This window comes from Bradyrhizobium sp. JR4.1, from assembly GCF_040548605.1.
Lineage (GTDB): Bacteria > Pseudomonadota > Alphaproteobacteria > Rhizobiales > Xanthobacteraceae > Bradyrhizobium > Bradyrhizobium canariense.
The window spans coordinates 1,011,851-1,029,408 of record NZ_JBEPRY010000001.1; the positions used below are offsets into that span (position 1 = coordinate 1,011,851).

Annotated in this window: 17 protein-coding genes; 6 read left to right on the forward strand and 11 right to left on the reverse strand. The window is 63.1% G+C overall.

The window, feature by feature from the left end:
* Nucleotides 1-165 precede the first annotated feature (165 nt).
* The 7 genes from ABIB90_RS04860 to ABIB90_RS04890 all read right to left on the reverse strand — a co-directional run bounded on the left by ABIB90_RS04860 (nucleotide 166) and on the right by ABIB90_RS04890 (nucleotide 7,428).
* Nucleotides 166-1,245, reverse strand: coding sequence for a sn-glycerol-3-phosphate import ATP-binding protein UgpC (locus ABIB90_RS04860; protein ID WP_354200326.1), 1,080 nt, complete (start codon nucleotides 1,243-1,245; stop codon nucleotides 166-168).
* A 5-nt stretch (nucleotides 1,246-1,250) separates the two neighbouring features.
* Nucleotides 1,251-2,099: a sn-glycerol-3-phosphate ABC transporter permease UgpE gene (gene ugpE / locus ABIB90_RS04865; protein WP_007598587.1), complete on the reverse strand. Its 849-nt coding sequence runs from the start codon at nucleotides 2,097-2,099 to the stop codon at nucleotides 1,251-1,253.
* Nucleotides 2,099-2,980, reverse strand: a complete 882-nt coding sequence (gene ugpA / locus ABIB90_RS04870; RefSeq protein ID WP_354200327.1) for a sn-glycerol-3-phosphate ABC transporter permease UgpA — start codon at nucleotides 2,978-2,980, stop codon at nucleotides 2,099-2,101. Before ugpA ends, ugpE begins: the two co-directional genes overlap by 1 nt.
* Nucleotides 2,981-3,027: 47 nt before the next feature.
* Entirely contained in the window at nucleotides 3,028-4,344 is a 1,317-nt protein-coding gene (gene ugpB / locus ABIB90_RS04875; RefSeq protein ID WP_219681901.1) for a sn-glycerol-3-phosphate ABC transporter substrate-binding protein UgpB, read from the reverse strand.
* Between the two features lie 297 nt (nucleotides 4,345-4,641).
* On the reverse strand, nucleotides 4,642-5,232 hold the full coding sequence (locus ABIB90_RS04880) for a Smr/MutS family protein (protein ID WP_007598590.1): 591 nt from the start codon (nucleotides 5,230-5,232) through the stop codon (nucleotides 4,642-4,644).
* Complete coding sequence (mltA, locus tag ABIB90_RS04885; protein WP_219681900.1) at nucleotides 5,229-6,755, reverse strand: murein transglycosylase A; 1,527 nt, start codon at nucleotides 6,753-6,755, stop codon at nucleotides 5,229-5,231. The genes ABIB90_RS04880 and mltA overlap by 4 nt, the downstream gene beginning before the upstream one ends.
* Nucleotides 6,733-7,428: a Tim44/TimA family putative adaptor protein gene (locus ABIB90_RS04890; protein WP_007598593.1), complete on the reverse strand. Its 696-nt coding sequence runs from the start codon at nucleotides 7,426-7,428 to the stop codon at nucleotides 6,733-6,735. Before ABIB90_RS04890 ends, mltA begins: the two co-directional genes overlap by 23 nt.
* A 414-nt stretch (nucleotides 7,429-7,842) precedes the next feature.
* Between ABIB90_RS04890 and secB the strand changes: the two genes are divergently transcribed.
* The gene (secB, locus tag ABIB90_RS04895; protein WP_007598595.1) at nucleotides 7,843-8,325 is read left to right on the forward strand and encodes a protein-export chaperone SecB; all 483 of its coding nucleotides are present in this window, start codon (nucleotides 7,843-7,845) and stop codon (nucleotides 8,323-8,325) included.
* On the opposite strand, the gene dnaQ is transcribed toward secB, so the two are convergent.
* Genes dnaQ through ABIB90_RS04915 form a run of 4 tightly spaced genes read right to left on the reverse strand, consistent with a single transcriptional unit; the run spans nucleotide 8,322 to nucleotide 11,157 of the window.
* Nucleotides 8,322-9,038 carry a DNA polymerase III subunit epsilon gene (gene dnaQ / locus ABIB90_RS04900; RefSeq protein ID WP_354168466.1) on the reverse strand — a complete coding sequence of 239 codons (717 nt, stop codon included), beginning with the start codon at nucleotides 9,036-9,038 and terminating at the stop codon, nucleotides 8,322-8,324. The two genes, secB and dnaQ, sit on opposite strands and share 4 nt — an antisense overlap.
* A 28-nt stretch (nucleotides 9,039-9,066) precedes the next feature.
* A complete protein-coding gene (gene coaE, locus ABIB90_RS04905; protein ID WP_007598603.1) occupies nucleotides 9,067-9,666 on the reverse strand; it encodes a dephospho-CoA kinase in 600 nt (199 codons plus the stop codon).
* Nucleotides 9,667-9,689: 23 nt separating this feature from the next.
* Nucleotides 9,690-10,298, reverse strand: coding sequence for a Maf family protein (locus ABIB90_RS04910; RefSeq protein WP_354200328.1), 609 nt, complete (start codon nucleotides 10,296-10,298; stop codon nucleotides 9,690-9,692).
* A 19-nt stretch (nucleotides 10,299-10,317) separates the two neighbouring features.
* On the reverse strand, nucleotides 10,318-11,157 hold the full coding sequence (locus ABIB90_RS04915; RefSeq protein ID WP_007598606.1) for a pyruvate, water dikinase regulatory protein: 840 nt from the start codon (nucleotides 11,155-11,157) through the stop codon (nucleotides 10,318-10,320).
* On the opposite strand from ABIB90_RS04915, the gene ABIB90_RS04920 reads away from it, so the two are divergent.
* The 5 genes from ABIB90_RS04920 to mnmG all read left to right on the forward strand — a co-directional run bounded on the left by ABIB90_RS04920 (nucleotide 11,131) and on the right by mnmG (nucleotide 17,553).
* The gene (locus ABIB90_RS04920; protein ID WP_354200391.1) at nucleotides 11,131-11,439 is read left to right on the forward strand and encodes a hypothetical protein; all 309 of its coding nucleotides are present in this window, start codon (nucleotides 11,131-11,133) and stop codon (nucleotides 11,437-11,439) included. The genes ABIB90_RS04915 and ABIB90_RS04920 overlap by 27 nt on opposite strands.
* Nucleotides 11,440-11,615: 176 nt before the next feature.
* Entirely contained in the window at nucleotides 11,616-12,050 is a 435-nt protein-coding gene (hemJ, locus tag ABIB90_RS04925) for a protoporphyrinogen oxidase HemJ (RefSeq protein WP_354200329.1), read from the forward strand.
* A gap of 246 nt (nucleotides 12,051-12,296) precedes the next feature.
* Complete coding sequence (gene rho / locus ABIB90_RS04930; protein ID WP_007598612.1) at nucleotides 12,297-13,562, forward strand: transcription termination factor Rho; 1,266 nt, start codon at nucleotides 12,297-12,299, stop codon at nucleotides 13,560-13,562.
* 309 nt (nucleotides 13,563-13,871) lie between these two features.
* Entirely contained in the window at nucleotides 13,872-15,230 is a 1,359-nt protein-coding gene (mnmE, locus tag ABIB90_RS04935; protein WP_354200330.1) for a tRNA uridine-5-carboxymethylaminomethyl(34) synthesis GTPase MnmE, read from the forward strand.
* A gap of 442 nt (nucleotides 15,231-15,672) precedes the next feature.
* Nucleotides 15,673-17,553, forward strand: a complete 1,881-nt coding sequence (gene mnmG / locus ABIB90_RS04940) for a tRNA uridine-5-carboxymethylaminomethyl(34) synthesis enzyme MnmG (RefSeq protein WP_354200331.1) — start codon at nucleotides 15,673-15,675, stop codon at nucleotides 17,551-17,553.
* Nucleotides 17,554-17,558 lie beyond the last annotated feature (5 nt).

Sequence of the window (17,558 nt, forward strand, 5' to 3'; positions counted from 1 at the left end):
CTCCTGCCATGCACAAAGGCTGACTGGTCGTCATGGTGCGAAACGCCTGCGACAAGCCCGACACGACGAAATTGCGGCGCGATTTTTCTCAACGAAAACAAACCCCCTTCTACTGTGCATGGGGTTGTTTTCGCCGTATTTAATCGACGGCTCCGCGGAACCCGGTCAGGGCTCGATCCGCGTCCGTCCATCGCCGCTGAACAGATGCAGCTTTTGGCGCACCGCTGCGACGCGGATCTTCTCGCCGATCGGCGGCGCCTCTGAGCCGGGGATGCGGACGATGACTTCGCCGGGCGGCAGCTCGCCGGGATTGGCAGCGATGCGCTGCTCGTCCTGAGCCCGCGTGCCGTAGACGAAGGTTTCGGCGCCGACGCGCTCGATCGCTTCCACGGTGAGCGGGAGCGTGACGCCGCCGGCCGGGGTCTGGTCGGTGATCACGAAGTCTTCCGGGCGGATGCCGAGGATGCCGGCGTTAGTGCTGCCGAGCTGCGATTTGATTTCATCGGCGCGAATCGACATCAAATTCATCGGCGGCGCGCCGATGAAGGAGGCGACGAAGGTCGTGGCCGGCTTTTCGTAGATCGCCAGGGGATTGCCGACCTGCTCGACCTGACCGCCATTCATGACCACGAGAATGTCGGCGAGAGTCATCGCCTCGAGCTGGTCGTGGGTGACGTAGATCGACGTGGTGTTGAGCCGGCGCTGCAATTTGCGGATCTCGACGCGCATCGCGATGCGGAGTTTGGCGTCGAGGTTGGACAGCGGCTCGTCGAACAGAAACACTTTTGGCTGACGCACGATGGCGCGGCCCATGGCGACACGCTGGCGCTGGCCGCCGGAGAGCTGGCGCGGCTTGCGCTCCAGCATCGACGTGAGTTCGAGCACGCGCGCGGCTTCGTCGACGCGGCTCTTGACCTCGGCCTCCTTCATGCCGCGGTTGCGCAGGCCGTAGGCCATGTTGTTGAAGACGCTCATATGCGGATAGAGCGCGTAGTTCTGGAACACCATCGCGATGTCGCGGTCGGCGGGCTCGATCTGGTTGACGATGCGGCCGCCGATGTCGATCTCGCCGCCGGTGACGGTCTCGAGGCCCGCGACCATGCGCAGCAATGTCGACTTGCCGCAGCCGGAGGGACCGACCAGCACGCAGAACTGGCCGTCGCCGACATCGACGTTGACGCCCTTGATGGCCTCGAAGCCGCCGGGATAGGTTTTGCGGACGTTGCGCAGAGTGACGTTAGCCATGGGATTTACTTTTCCGTCTCCACGAGTCCGCGCACGAACAATTTCTGCATTACGACGACGACGAACACCGGCGGCAGCATCGCGAGCACGGCGGTCGCCATCACGATCGGCCATTCGGTCAGCGCGTCAGTGGTGGTGATCATCTTGCGGATGCCGACCTGGATGGTCTGCATGTCGTCGCGGGTGGTGATCAGCAGCGGCCAGAGATATTGATTCCAGCCGAGGATGAAGAGGATCACGAACAGCGCCGCCATGTTGGTGCGCGACAACGGCAGCAGCGTGTCCCAGAAGAAGCGCAGGGGACCGGCGCCGTCGATGCGCGAGGCCTCCAGCAGCTCGTCCGGCACCGTCATGAAGAACTGGCGGAACAGCAGCGTCGCGGTGGCCGAGGCGATCAGCGGCAGCGACAGGCCCGCATAGCTGTCGAGCATGTGCAGATCTGCGACGATCTTGTAGGTCGGATAGATGCGGACCTCGACCGGCAGCATCAGCGTGATGAAGATGATCCAGAAGATCGGCATCCGGAACGGAAAGCGGAAATAGACGATCGCGTAGGCCGAGATGATCGAGATTGCGATCTTGCCGACCGCGATCAGCAAGGCCATCACCAGCGAGTTCAGCATCATGTTGCCGACGGGCTCGCGGGTCGATCCGCTCGTGCCGACGAAAATGGTCTGGTAGTAAACCTCGAAGAAATGACCGCCCGGCAGCAGTGACATCTGTCCGTTGGCGATCAGCGCGTTGTCCTGGGTCGAAGCGACGAACGCGATGTAGACGGGGAAAGCGACGATCGCGATCCCGATCCAGAGGATGATATGGGCGATGTAGCGCCGGAAGCCCTCTTCCTCGACCATCAGTAGGTCACCTTGCGTTCGACGAACCGGAACTGGATTCCGGTGAGCACGATGACCATGACCATCAGGATCACCGACTGCGCCGCCGAGCTGCCGAGATTGCCGCCAAGCAGGCCGTCGGAATAGACCTTGTAGACCAGCGTGACCGTCGACGTTCCGGGTCCGCCGCGGGTCATAGTGTCAATGATGCCGAACGTGTCGAAGAAGGCGTAGACGATGTTGACCACCAGCAGGAAGAAGATGGTCGGCGATAGCAGCGGGAAAGTCACGGTCCAGAACCGCCGCATCGGACGGGCGCCGTCGATCGCGGCGGCCTCGAACACGCTCTTGGGGATCGCTTGCAGGCCTGCGAGGAAGAACAGGAAATTATAGGAGATTTGCTTCCACGCGGCGGCGAGGATGATCAGCGCCGCGGCCTGGTCGCCGTCGAGCAGCGGATTCCAGTCGATGCCCATGTTGCGCAGATAGCGCGAGAGCACGCCGAGCGAGGGATGCAGCATGAAGATCCAGAGCACGCCGACCACGGGCGGCGCCACCGCATAGGGCCAGATCAGGAGCGTGCGGTAGAGCATCGAGCCACGCAGCGGCTTGTCCGCCATCACGGCGAGCAGCAGCGCGAAGGACAACGACGAGACGGCGATCGCGAACGAGAAGAAGAACGTTCGGACGATCGCCTCGAAATAGGCCGCGTCCTTGAACAGCTCGATGTAATTCTCGAACCAGACAAAGGTGGTCGACAGACCGAAGGCGTCCTGGAGCAGGAAGGACTGGATCACCGCCTGCAGGGCCGGCCAATAGAAGAAAATCAGGACGATCGCGAGCTGCGGCGCAACCAGCGCGTACGGTAACAGCCTTGACTGGAAAATGGCTTGCTTTTGCATGATGCCAGCAGAGCGGCAGGCCGGGTCGCGGCCTGCCGCTCATTGCCTCACTTGACGGCGGTTTTTTCGAACTGCCGCAGCATCGTGTTGCCGCGCTCGACGGCGGAATCCAGCGCCTGCTTGGCGGTCTTCTTGCCGGCCAGCGCCTGCTCGATCTCTTCCGACCAGACGTCACGCAGCTGCACCATGTTGCCGAGGCGCAGGCCGCGCGAGTTCTCGGTCGGCTCCTTGTTGGTCAGCTCGAGCAGCGGGGTCTCGAGATAGGGCTGATCCTTGTAGAAGCCCTCTTCCTTCGCCTTGGCATAGGCCGCCTTGGTGATCGGCAGATAGCCCGAGGCCTTGTGGATATAGACCTGGCGATCGGTGTCCGAGAGGAAGGTCAGGAACTTCGCGACGCCCTTGTATTCCTCGGCCGACTTGCCGCCCATCACCCAGAGCGAAGCGCCGCCGATGATCGAGTTCTGCGGCGCGCCCTTGACGTCGGGATAATACGGCATCGGCACGGCGGTGAAGTTGAACTTGGCCTGCGCCTTGACGTTGCCGAAGAACGCCGACGAGGTCAGGTAGATCGGGCATTCGCCGGAGGTGAAGCGGCCTTCGCCGGTGTTGGTGCGGCCGGCGTAGTCATAGGTCTTGGTCTTCTGCAGCTCGACAAGGGTTTCGAGATGCTTGACCTGAAGCGGTCCGTTGAACTCGAGCACGGTGTCAAAGCCGTCGAGGCCGTTGGCCTTGCTGGCGAGCGGCACGTTGTGCCAGGCCGAGAGCTGCTCGAGATTGACCCATGTGACCCAGGAGCCGGAGAAGCCGCAGGTGTCGTGACCCGCAGCCTTCAGCTTCTTGGCGGCCTCGAACGTTTCGGGCCAGGTCTTCGGAATCTCCACGTTCGCCTTCTTCAGCTCGTCGAGGTTCACCCACATCACAGTCGAGGACGAGTTGAAGGGGAATGAGAGCATCTCGCCCTTCGACGTCGAATAGTAGCCGGTGATGGCGGGCAGGTAGATCTTGGGATCGAACTTTTCGCCGGCGTCCGCCATAAGCTTGTAGACGGGCTTCACGGCGCCGGTCGCAGCCATCATGGTCGCGGTGCCGACTTCGAACACCTGCATGATGTGCGGCGCGTTGCCGGCGCGGAACGCCGCGATGCCGGCGTTCATCGTATCGGGGTAGTTGCCCTTGTAGGTCGGGATCACCTTGTAGTCGCTCTGCGACGCGTTGAAGTCGGTGGCGAGCTTGACGATGACGTCATTGTTGGCGCCGGTCATCGCGTGCCACCACTGGATTTCGGTCGCGGCCAAGGCCGGCGAGGCCGATAGTCCAACCGTGAGCGCAATAGCGGCAGCCGCTCCAAAGTGTCTAAGAGCCATCAAGTAAACCTCCCTTGGCCGTTCTCTTGGGCCGTCAAAAATGATCGCTTGCGCTAGCAGCGCCATATGACGTTCACATGACTGTGTAAGCGGCCGAAACGAAAGCGGCAAGCGCGGCAAAAGGGAAGCCGTCAAATAGGCGAATGCCGCGAGCGGCGTCCTCCGTTCGCGGTGCAGCATTCGGGAGTGATGGGTTGGTCGCTACGTCTTCAGCAGAATAGTGAAGCAGACGATCGTCCCGCGGGCTCCGAAACCTCACCCGCAAGGCACGCGGGAGAGGTCGCAGCGAGCCCGCGGTTAGAATCTCGCCCGCCTGATCCGCACGTAAAGCGCGCCCTCGCCGCCATGGCCGATACCGGCTTCCTCAAAGCCGACCACAAAAGCCCGGAATTCCGGCAGGCTCAGCCATTCCGGCACCTGGCGGCGCAGCACGCCGCTTTCGCCGCCGCTTCGGCCCTTGCCGGTGATGACGAGCACGAAGGTCAGGCCGTCATGATGAGCGCGGTGCAGAAATCCGGTCAGTGCGCGATGCGCGCGCATCTGGGTCATGCCGTGCAGATCGAGCCGCGCCTCGATCTCGCTGCGCCCGCGCGACAACTTTGTGCGCTCGCGCTTGCCGAGCGGCGCGAGCGGCGGCACCGCCGGCTTCGCTGCACGCAGTGCCGGGGCAGCGGCAATCGGACGTGGTGATGGCGCAGGCCGCGTGGGGGGCGCTGCGGGGGAAGGCTCGGTGCGCGGCGCAGCTTGCGCCTTCACCGCACGAGGCTTCCTCAGCGGCTTGACCTGCTTTGCGACCGTATCCCACAGCGCGCGCTCTTCTTCGCTCAGCGCGCGACGGCGCGGCGAGGGACGAGGCTCCAGCACGGGCGGACGGGACGATCGCTTCATTGCTGCCGATGGGAACGATTTTTCACCGGCCGCCGCGGCTCCTGAACCGGCTCGATCACGGGACGCGGCACCGGCAGCGGGACTGGACCGGCGACAGCGACCGTCTCGCTCCTGCTTTGCGCCTCGGCTGCCGCCGGCTTGTCCTTCGCGGGCTCTGTTTGCGGAAACAGCTTCGCGATCTTCTCCGACGGCCGCGGGTCCGGCACCGGCAGCCGCGCGGCACGCGCCGTCGGATCGAGACCCTTCGGCACCAGCATCACGAAATGCATGGCATGGCGCAGACGCCCGGAGACGCGGCCGGCCTCCTGGCCCGCGCCGAAATAGAGATCGGCGCGCGCCGGACCGATGATGGCCGAGCCGGTGTCCTGCGCGATCATCAACCGATGGAACGGCGTCTTCGCGCGTTCGGAATCGATCGGCAACTCGCCTTCGATGAAAAACGGCGTGCCGTAGACGTGGAGCGATTTGTCGACTGCGATCGAGCGGCCGGCCGTCAGCGGAATGCCCTGCGCGCCGACGGCCTCCTCCTTGTCGGACAGATTGACCTCGCGGAAGAAGATGTAGGAGCGGTTCTGGCGCCGCAGCTCCTTGGCACCGTCTGGTGTCTGCGCCATCCACTCCCTGATCTTCTGCATCGACATCTCTTCCTTCGGAATGATGCCGCGCTCGATCAGGATGCGACCGACCGCTGTATAGGGATAGCCGTTATAGGCGTCGTAGTTGAGCCGGACCGTGCCGCCATCGTCGAACTTGATCCGCGCCGAGCCCTGGATTTGGGCGAACAGCAGATCGGTCGGGTCCTTCAGCCAGGCAATCTCGAGTCCGCGGCCGGCGATCTTGCCGTCCTCGATCTCGGCGCGGTCGTAATAGGGGACCAGCTTGCGGCGGCCGATCTTGCGATAGACCGAGCCCTTGTTGGGCAGGCTGACCGAATCCTGCTTGTAGCCGCGCACGAACAGGTTCGACGGGCGGCGATAGACCGGGACGTTGTAGACGTCGGTCTGCGTGCGCGATCCCTCCAGCACCGGCTCGTAATAGCCGGTGACGAAACCATCCGGCTCGCCGAGGCGAGAGATCCGTAGCGGCGCAAAATTTTCCTCGAAAAAGGTTTTGGCCCTGGCGTCGTCGGTAAGCTCGAGCGATTTGGCGACCCGGCAGGGTTCGGCCAGAGAGGCGCCCAAAGCCTTCGGTTCGGGCGCGCCGGTCTGGGCGCTGATCGGACGGCAGCTCGCGCGAAAGGTCTTGTAGGCGGCGAGATGATTGTCGTCGCCCCAGCCCTTCACGTCGGCCCAGGCCAGCGGCAGATATTGCGCGCCGGGAATCTCGAACGGCAGGGGAAGCTGCGGATACGGCAAGGCGCGCGGCGGCGCGGCAGGCAATTCCGGGAGATGATGGTGATGGCTGCGATAGTGGCGCCGCGCCGCCTCGGCGCCGAGTGAAAACGACGACAGCGCGACGGCACCTGCGCAAAGCGCCGTCGCGCTGGTCTTCAGGAAAGCCTTAATTCGCGCTTCCGGTGCCAACCAGCTTCCAGTTCGGATCGCGAGAGGTGATGTCGCGGGCGAAAGTCCAGATGTCGGTGATGTCGGCGACCGTGTCGGCGCTGCCATCGACGATGTTGCCGGCCTTGTCACGCGTGGCCGAGATCATCTGCGAGACGAAGCGGATCGTGAGCTGGGCGGTGCGGTCGCGCAGCTCGGCGCCGACGAGCTCGGCCTTGTCGATCGAGACAAAACGCGTCTCGGTCTTCTGCTCGTTCTTCTCGCGCTCTTTGATCGCGGCATCGAAGCTTTCATAGACCTCCGACGACAGCAGGTCGCGCAGCGCGCGGCGGTCGCCATTGGCAAAGGCCAGCACGATCATCTCATAGGCGCCGCGGGCGCCGGAGATGAAATGGCGCGGATCGAAGGTGGAATCCTTTTCGACGATGGAATCGAGACCCTGGGCGAGCACGGTGCCCGGCTCGGTCAGGCCCTTCCAGCGGTCGGAGGGCGGGGCCGGCTCGGCCGTCGGCGCCAACGGAGCCTGGTCGATGACCTTGCCCGGCATGGTGACGACGTTCTTGTCCTGGGCACCCTGGAGCGCGTTACGGTCGAACGGCGGCCGCTCGTTGCCGGTGCGCTGCCCCAGCACGCTGCGCAGCCTCAGAAAGATGAAGACCGCCAGCGCCAGGAAGATGATGGTGTAGATGTCCACGTCGTATTCGCTTTCTGGTCGTCTGTAGAAGGGGCCGTTCGAAGGCGTCGTGCCGGGAAAATCGATCCGGCCAGTAGACCGTTCCATACCGGAACGGCAAGTCCACATCACCATTTCGGGTCCGCGCGTCAGGTCCGTGGGATGTAGGCACGAAATCTTGCCCGGCCAATGGCGCCTTTTGGCACAGCACCGAGTGTAGCGCGTTTTATGCTTAAGGGGAAACCCGATCCTGGCCGGAAATCGCGCATCTTCAATCGTTTAAGGCGCAGTTGCGCTGGATCGGCGGGATGAACGCCGCAGTTGTGGCCGTGGCCGGAATTCCCCATCCGGGACCGTTCGTCCTTGTGGAACGAGGTAGCCCTATGTTAGCCAACCGCCGCGAAATTCAGCCCAATCGGGTAAGGAGACACTCTTATGACCAACGGTAACGGCACCCCTCCCGAGGCGGCCCAGGCTCCCCAGCTCAACGTCCTGGCGCAATATACCAAGGACCTCTCGTTCGAAAATCCGAATGCGCCCAGCTCGCTCCAGCAGCAGAGCCAACCGCCCCAGATCAACATCCAGATCAATGTCAGCGCCAACAACCTCAGCGAACAGGAGTTCGAGGTGACCCTGTCGGTCGAGGGCAAGGCCGAGACCGCCGGCAAGATCATGTTCTCGTTCGAGCTCGCTTATGCCGGCGTGTTCCGCATCTCCAACGTGCCGAAGGACAATTTGCATCCGCTGGTCATGATCGAATGCCCGCGCCTGCTGTTCCCGTTCGCCCGTGAGATCATCGCCACGGCCGTGCGCGACGGCGGGTTCCCGCCTTTGATGCTGGACCCGGTCGACTTCGTCGGCCTCTATCGTCAGAACATGGAGCGGCAAATGGCCGCTCAGCCGAGCGGTCAGGCCTAACCAGCCGAAGCGACAGCTGGAGCGGGCAAGAACTCGTTCCAGATCGCCTTGTCGCCGAGCGTTGCGATGAAGGCCCGGTGGGCCTCGCGCTCGGCGTCTGAAATCCGCGGCGCGAGCGGCGCTGGCCGCTGCCGCCGTGGCGCATCAGCAGCCCCGTTGGCGCGAGTCTCCTCGGATTCCGAGGCCAGCAGCAGCTGCGATTGCCGCGCCCCGACCAGATCCACATAGACTTCCGCAAGCAACTCGGCGTCGAGCAACGCGCCGTGCTTGGTGCGGCGTGAATTGTCGATCGCATAGCGCGAGCAGAGATCGTCGAGCCGGTTCGACACGCCGGGATGCTTGCGACGTGCCAGCAGCAGCGTATCGACCAGCCGCTCACGCGGGATCGCCGGGCGCTTGATCCGGTCGAGCTCGGCATTGATGAAGCTGATGTCGAACGAGGCATTGTGGATCACCAGCGGCGCATCGCCGACGAACTCCAGAAAATCGTCAACGACCTCGTGAAACAGCTGCTTTGTCGCCAGGAACTCGGCCGACAGCCCGTGCACCGCGAAGGCTTCTGCCGGCATGTCCCTTTCGGGATTGATATAGACGTGGAAACTCTGCCCCGTCGGCATGCGATTGAGCATCTCGACGCAGCCGATTTCGACCAGGCGGTCTCCCCGCAGCGGGTCGAGGCCGGTGGTTTCTGTGTCGAGAACGATTTCGCGCATGATCTGAGAAGCCGTGTCAGGCGCCGAATCAGGCGCGCCGCTGCGGCATCTTAACGACCTCCGCCAGGATGTGCGCGATTTGGGCGCGCACTGGATCGAGCCCGTGGGACGTATCCACCACGAAATCGGCACGCCTGCGCTTTTCCGCGTCCGGTGTCTGCTTGGCGATGATGGCGTCGAGCTTGGCCTCGTCCATCGTGCCGCGCGCCAGCACCCGCTCGCGCTGCAGTTCCGGAGACGTCGTCACCACGACTACGGCATCGACCCGCGTCTCGCCCCCAGTCTCGAACAGCAGTGGAATGTCGAGCACCACGACCGGCGCCTTGGCGGCTTCGGCGTCGGCGAAGAATTTTTTGCGGGAAGCGCCCAGCATCGGATGGACGATCTGCTCCAGCTGCTTGATGGCCGCAGCATCGTGCACCACACGCGCCGACAGTTTCGACCGATCGACCTTGCCGTTCGCGGTGGTGCCGGGGAAGGCGGCCTCGATCGCGGGCGCAGCCTCGCCCTCATAGAGCTGATGGACGGCGGCATCGGCATCGTAGACAGGGACGCCAGCCTCCGCGAATAATTTCGCGGTGGTGGATTTTCCCATCCCGATCGAGCCGGTCAGTCCCAGGATCCGCATCAGCGCCCAACCATCTCTGCCAATCACACCGCAACTAGCCGCTCGCGCCGCAGGAACGCAAGCAGCGGCAGCAGCGGCAAGCCGAGAATGGTGAAGTGGTCGCCCTCGATACGCTCGAACAAATGGATACCCAGGCTTTCGAGCTGATAACCGCCGACGCTGGTGGTGACGGCATCGCCGGCGGCGTCGAGATAGGCCGAAAGCTCGGCATCGGTCATCTGCCGCATGGTGAGGCGGGCGACCGAGACGTCCTCGAAGATGATCTCACCATTACGTGCTATCGCCACGGCAGAATTCAGCTCATGGCTGTGTCCGGAGAGATCGCGCAGTTGCGCCAGCGCCTGGGCGCGGCCCGCAGGCTTGTTGAAGAGGCGATCGCCAAGCGCCAGCGTTTGATCCGCACCGATGACGGTGCTTCCAGCGTGATGAGCCGAGACCGCCTTGGCCTTTTCGCGCGCCAGCAGCAAGGCAATCTCGCGCGGACCAGACAGCCCGGAGGCGGCCTGGATCGCGCGCTCGTCGATATCAGCCGTGATCACCTTGAACTCGAGCCCGGCATTGGCCAGCAGCATCTTTCGCGCGCTGCTCTGCGAGGCCAGGATCAACGCAGATTTGCCGAGCCACAGACCCATCGCGAAACTATTCCCAAAGCTATTCAGAAGGCCGGTTACGCTGGCGATCGCTGTAGAGTTTCATGATCGCCGCGGCGGTTTCCTCGATCGAGCGCCGCGTGACGTCGAGCAGCGGCCAATCGTGCTTGGCGCTCAGCTTGCGGGCAAATGCGACCTCTTCGGCGACCGACTGCTTGTCCGTGTAGGTGTCGCCGCTGGAATCGGCGCCCATGGAGAGCAGGCGGTTCGTGCGCACCTGGATCAAGCGTTCCGGCGTCGCATGCAAGCTCACCACCAGCGGTCGCGTCAACGTTTCCAACTGCGACGGCACCGGAATGCCTGGAACCAGCGGCACGTTGGCGGTGCGGATGCCACGGTTGGCAAGATAGATCGATGTCGGGGTCTTGGAGGTGCGGGAGACACCGACGAGCACCACGTCCGCGTCGTCGAGCCCTTCGACATGCTGACCGTCATCATGGATCATCGTGTAGTTCAGCGCGTCGATGCGCTTGAAGTATTCGGCGTTGAGCACGTGCTGGGCACCGACCCGGCCGGTCGTGGCGGCTCCGAGATACGCCTCGAACAATTGCATCACCGGGCCGATGATCGACAGGCTCGGAACATTGATCCCCTTGCACTTGTCCTCGAGCCTGGCGACCAGATCCTTCTCGAGCAACGTGAACAGCACGATTCCCGGCGCTTCCTCGATCTCGTCGAGCACGCGATCGAGCTGTTTCTGACTGCGCACCAGCGGATAGACGTGCTCGACCGGGGTCACGTTGGCGTACTGGGCGGCAACGGCCCGCGCGACCGTGATCAGCGTCTCACCGGTGGAATCGGACACGAGGTGCAAATGGAAATAATTGTTCGAGGTCGGCACAAAAGCCCTTTGTATGAAACCGGTTTGGTTTGTGGATTTCTGTGGACCTTAACCCCTCGGAAAGGGATGCGCGACACCGGGGGCGGGACAAGTGCCAATTTTCTTCACACCACTGCCCGTGAGAACAAGTTCGGCGCCCCGTCGAAAGGGAAACGGGATTGTGCCGATAACCCTCTTGATAAGCTGCCGACAGAAACGCGCAAGCCTTTGAAGCTGACCGCCTTATCGAGGGCGGCCAGAGTGATCAGGGATATGTCGATGGATGTGAACAAGCGCGTGTGAACGGGCGGACGGAAATGTGTGAGTCCAATTCACCGTCACATAGACTCAAACCTTAAGAATCTAAGATTCTTATTGGAGAAGGGCGCTACGGACGGATATGTGTGCAGGCAAGACCTTAACGAGTTCTTACTATCCCCAGCGTTCCCCGCGGCTGGGCAGGAATCCGGATCCCAGACATGTTTGAAGACGTCTATCTCTGGATCAAGGCGATGCATGTGATCGCCGTCATCTCCTGGATGGCGGGCATGCTCTATCTGCCACGGCTGTTCGTTTATCATTGCGAGGCCGACATCGGCTCGAAGCAGTCGGAAACGTTCAAGATCATGGAACGGCGGCTGTTCAAGGCCATCATCAACCCCGCCATGATCGTGACCTGGCTCGCCGGGCTCTATCTCGCCTGGGCTGGCCATTGGTTCAGCTTCGGCTGGCTGCACGTAAAACTGGCACTGGTCCTCGCGATGTCCGCGGTCCACGGCTTTTTTTCGCGCTGGCTGAAGGATTTCGCCGCGGATCGGCGCCCCCGGAGCCAGAAATTTTATCGGATTATCAACGAGGTACCCACTGCCCTGATGATTCTGATCGTCATCATGGTGATCGTGAAGCCGTTCTAGGCAGGGGTCGCGAACAATCGCTCAGTGCTTCTGCTTGCGGAGTGAGAGGCGATTTTCTATATTAGCAATATCCCACCCAACGCAGGCGGATGTGGTCGTGTCTGAGCTTTCCAGAGGCCGGACACCCCATCAGGTTTGAAGCCTCACCGGCGCTCTCCTTGCCAGACCTGCGGACCTTACCTTTTCGCGTCCGCATTTCAGAGCCTCCTCGCACCCCTCCCCAGGTTACCCCACAGGACCACCCCAATGCGGGAAATCAAACTCCAGGACCTCAAGTCGAAGACGCCGGCCGAGCTCGTCTCGTTCGCGGAAGAGAACGGGGTCGAGAATGCCAGCACCATGCGCAAGCAGGAGCTGCTGTTCGCCATCCTCAAGCAGCTTGCGCTCGCCGAGACCGATATCGTCGGCGAAGGCGTCGTCGAGGTTCTCTCCGACGGCTTCGGCTTCCTCCGTTCGCCCGATGCGAATTATCTGCCGGGCCCGGACGACATCTACGTTTCGCCCTCGCAGATCCGCCGTTTTGGCCTGCGCACCGGCGACACCATCGAAGGCCACATCCGCAGCCCGAAAGAGGGCGAGCGCTATTTCGCGTTGCTGAAGGTCAACACGCTCAATTTCGAGGACCCGGAAAAGGCCAAGCACAAGGTCAATTTCGACAACCTCACGCCACTGTTTCCGAATCAGCGCTTCCGCATGGAAATCGACGATCCGACGCGGAAAGACCTTTCTGCAAGGGTGATCGACATCGTCGCGCCGATCGGCAAGGGCCAGCGCGCGCTGATCGTCGCGCCGCCGCGCACAGGCAAGACGGTGCTGATGCAGAACATCGCGCACTCGATCGCGCATAATCATCCCGAGTGCTATCTGATCGTGCTCCTGATCGACGAACGTCCGGAAGAAGTCACGGACATGCAGCGCTCGGTGAAGGGCGAGGTCGTCTCCTCGACCTTCGACGAGCCGGCGGTGCGCCACGTCCAGGTCGCCGAGATGGTGATCGAGAAGGCCAAGCGCCTGGTCGAGCATGGCCGCGACGTGGTGATCCTGCTGGACTCCATCACGCGCCTCGGCCGCGCCTACAACACCGTGGTGCCGTCATCGGGTAAGGTGCTGACCGGCGGTGTCGATGCCAACGCGCTGCAGCGGCCGAAGCGGTTCTTCGGCGCCGCCCGCAACATCGAAGAGGGCGGCTCGCTGACGATCATCGCGACCGCGCTGGTCGATACCGGCAGCCGCATGGACGAAGTCATCTTCGAAGAGTTCAAGGGCACCGGCAACTCCGAGCTGATCCTCGACCGCAAGGTTTCGGACAAGCGGACCTTCCCGGCGATCGACATTTCGCGCTCCGGCACCCGCAAGGAAGAGCTGATCACCGATCCGGTGGTCCTGAAGAAGATGTACGTACTCCGCCGCATCCTGAATCCGATGGGGACGATGGACGGTATCGACTTCCTGCTCGACAAGCTGCGTTCGACCAAGAGCAATTCCGAGTTCTTCGATTCGATGAACACCTGATTGCGGTGCAATATGATCAAAGGGCGCCTCCGGGCGCCCTTTTTTTGTGCGGCTTTGCTGCAGCGAAGGTGCAGCATGGCGGCGTGTTTGTTGCCTCGACCGGATTTTGTAATAAGGCCTTGATACTACTTGGTAATATTTATTATCCGGCTCGTTTATCATTCCGCAGTGAGTAATTCTCGCAGCAATTGCCACTGGATATATCGCATTGCAACATAGGTTTTGCTGCAGGATTTGGCGCAGCAAAACCCGCCGTTCGTCGGCAGAAACAGATGTTTGCCTTTTCCCTTTCAGCCGGACAAATAGGCCATGCATCCGCGAGACCAGACCATCTTTGCGCTGTCGTCCGGCCGTCCGCCGAGTGCGCTCGCGGTGGTGCGCGTCTCCGGGTCAGACGCCAGCCTGGCGTTGACGACGCTGGCGGGCAAGCTGCCGGCGCCGAGACAGGCCAGCCGCCGGCTCCTGCATGACGGCGTGGGCCAGCCGATCGACGATTCGGTAGTGTTGTGGTTTCCAGGCCCCGCCAGCGCGACGGGGGAGGACGTCGCCGAATTCCACGTCCATGGAGGCCGCGCGGTGCTGGCCGCGCTCTTCGCCGCTATTTCCGTAATTCCGAATATGCGCGCCGCCGAGCCCGGCGAATTCACCCGGCGCGCCTTCGAGAATGGCAAGCTCGACCTGACCGAGGCGGAGGGCCTCGACGATCTCATTCACGCCGACACCGACCGCCAGCGCCGCCAGGCGTTACGGCAGTTGCAGGGTCTGCTCGGCAATCGCGCGCGCGACTGGCGCGAGCGCATCATCGAGGCCTCGGCCTTGATCGAGGCCGGCATCGATTTCTCCGACGAGGGCGATGTGCCCGCCGAGTTGATGGCGCCTGCGGTCAAGGCGATCAGTGCGCTGCACGACGAAATCACAGAAGTCCTTGCGGCACAGGGACAAGCTGAACGTTTGCGAGACGGCCTGGTGGTTGCGATCGCGGGCGAGCCGAATGTCGGCAAGTCGACGCTGATCAACCAGCTCGCGCGCCGCGACGTCGCGATCGTCTCGCCGCATGCCGGTACGACGCGCGATGTGATCGAGGTGCAGCTCGATCTCGACGGCTATCCCGTCACGGTGATCGACACGGCCGGGATTCGCGAGACCGACGATCCAGTCGAGCAGGAGGGTGTGCGCCGGGCGCGGGCGCGAGCCGAAGACGCCGACCTCGTGTTGTGGCTGGTGGAGGGTGGGCGCGCTGTTGATCCGGCCGCGATGCCGCTGCTGGGGAAGTCGGGCAACGCAGGCAGTCGCTCCGGCGGCTCGGTCTGGATCGTACGCAACAAGATCGATCTTGGTGGGGTCGAGGACGTCGGCCCGCGCGGTGAGTTCGGAATCGCAGCGAGCCGGGGGGACGGCATCCCCGAGCTGGTCGATGCCTTGGTGAAATTCGCCGCCGACTTCTTCGGAACGACCGAGGGCGCCTTGGTGACCCGGGCCCGCCAACGGGATCTGCTGCGCCGGGCATCAGGCAGCTTGCACCGGAGTCTGGAGCTCGTAGAAGAGGGTGAGGAGCTTGCTGCCGAAGAGCTGCGCGCTGCCGCCTATGCCTTGGGCCGGCTGTTGGGTCGGGTAGATGTCGAGGACGTCCTGGGGGCCATTTTCCAGAAGTTCTGTGTTGGAAAGTAGCGCTAGTTCTTCATTGTAGAACTAGCCTTTGTTCCACTTATTCTGTTTCACGTGAAACACGGCGGGCGCGGTTCCAGATGTTTCACGTGAAACATGGCTCCATCGCCCAAGATTCTCCGGCCTGAAACGTACCAGATAAGGACCGGGTGCGCGGAGCGATCCAGGGATCGCTCCGCTCGCGATGATTAGGAGTATGCCGCTGCCATCGCACTTCGGAGAGCGGCCCGTATCTGGGCATTACGACCTCCGGTCGCTGCCTTTATCCTTCGAGAGCCCCGTTTTCGCTCACTAAAAATGGTAATCTTTCCAAGGGCCATTCTACTGTGCATGGGGTTGTTTTCGCGGAAAACACTTGGGCTCCGCTTTCCCCGTTTCACGTGAAACAACTGCCTTGACCAGTTTCCACTTCCGGCTTGCCCGCCTCTGAGTTAGAAGTCCGCCCATGCGAACAGAGCGAGAGAGCTTCGACGTCATCGTGATTGGCGGCGGCCACGCCGGCTGTGAGGCGGCGGCGGCCTCAGCGCGGATGGGCGCGGCGACCGCTCTGGTGACGCATCGTTTCTCCACCGCCGGCGCGATGTCCTGCAATCCCGCGATTGGCGGTCTCGGCAAGGGCCATCTGGTTCGCGAGGTCGACGCGCTCGATGGTCTGATGGGCCGGGTCGGAGACGCCGGCGGCATCCAATTTCGCGTCCTCAATCGACGTAAGGGCCCGGCGGTGCGTGGTCCGCGCGCCCAAGCCGACCGGAAGCTCTATGCCGCCGCGATGCAGGCGGCGATCCGGGAGACCGAGGGTCTTTCCGTCATCGAAGGCGAGGCGGACGAGCTGATCGTGGTCGAGGGACGGGTGATCGGCCTGAGCCTGGCGGATGGCCGCGAACTTCGGGCAGGGGCTGTCGTCGTCACCACCGGCACCTTCCTCCGCGGTCTGATCCATCTCGGAGAGAAGAACTGGCCGGCCGGCAGGGTTGGCGAGGCGCCGGCAATGGGCCTTTCGACGTCCTTCGAGCGCGCCGGGTTCACCCTTGGACGGCTCAAGACAGGGACACCGCCGCGTCTGGATGGCACCACGATCGACTGGCCGGCGGTCGAGATGCAGCCGGGGGACGAGCCTCCGGAGCCGTTTTCCGTGATGACCGAGCGGATCACGACGCCGCAGATCCAGTGCGGGATCACCCGGACCACGCCTGCGACCCACGACGTGATCAGGGCCAATGTCCATCGTTCTCCGATGTACTCCGGCCAGATCAAGAGCTCCGGACCGCGCTATTGCCCCTCGATCGAGGACAAGATCGTTCGCTTCGGCGATCGCGATGGTCACCAGATCTTCCTGGAGCCGGAGGGGCTCGACGACAGCACGGTCTATCCCAACGGCATCTCCACTTCGCTGCCGGAGGAGGTCCAGCTCGCCATCCTCGCAACCATTCCCGGCCTGGAGCGGGTCAAGATGGTCCGGCCGGGCTATGCCATCGAATACGACCACGTCGATCCCCGGGAGCTCGATCCGACCCTCCAGACCAAGCGTCTGCGCGGCCTGTTCCTGGCCGGGCAGATCAACGGCACCACGGGGTACGAGGAAGCCGCTGGCCAGGGCATCGTGGCCGGGCTGAACGCGGCATTGGCCGCGAGCGGCGCCGCGCTGACGGTGTTCGACCGCGCCGATGGCTATCTCGGCGTCATGATCGACGACCTCGTCACCCGCGGCATCAGCGAACCCTATCGGATGTTCACCTCCAGGGCCGAGTACCGGCTGACCCTGCGCGCAGACAATGCCGATCAGCGCTTGACCGAGAAGGGCATCGCCCTGGGATGCGTCGGGAGCGCCCGGACCGTGCATCATCGCGCCAAGATGGACGCCCTGAATGCGGCTCGAGCGCTGTCGAAGTCGCTGACGATCACCCCGAACGAAGCGATCAAGCATGGACTGTCCCTGAACCGGGACGGCCAGCGGCGGTCGGCCTTCGAGCTGATGGCCTATCCCGACATCGGCTGGAGCCAGGTCCGTGCGATCTGGCCGGAGCTCGCTGCCATTGATCCCGTCATTGCCACCCATCTTGAGATCGACGCGAAGTACGACGTCTATCTGGAGCGCCAGAGCGCCGACGTCGAAGCCTTCAGGCGGGACGAGGGGATGGGGCTGTCGGACGTCGACTACCAGCAGGTCCCCGGTCTCTCCAATGAGGTCCGGGCCAAGCTGGAGAAGGCACGTCCGTTCACGGTTGGCCAAGCCGGCCGAATCGACGGGATGACGCCGGCCGCGCTCGGCATCCTTGCGGCCTATCTCCGCCGCGAAGCGCGGAAGACGTCCAAAGCGATCGCATAGGTTTC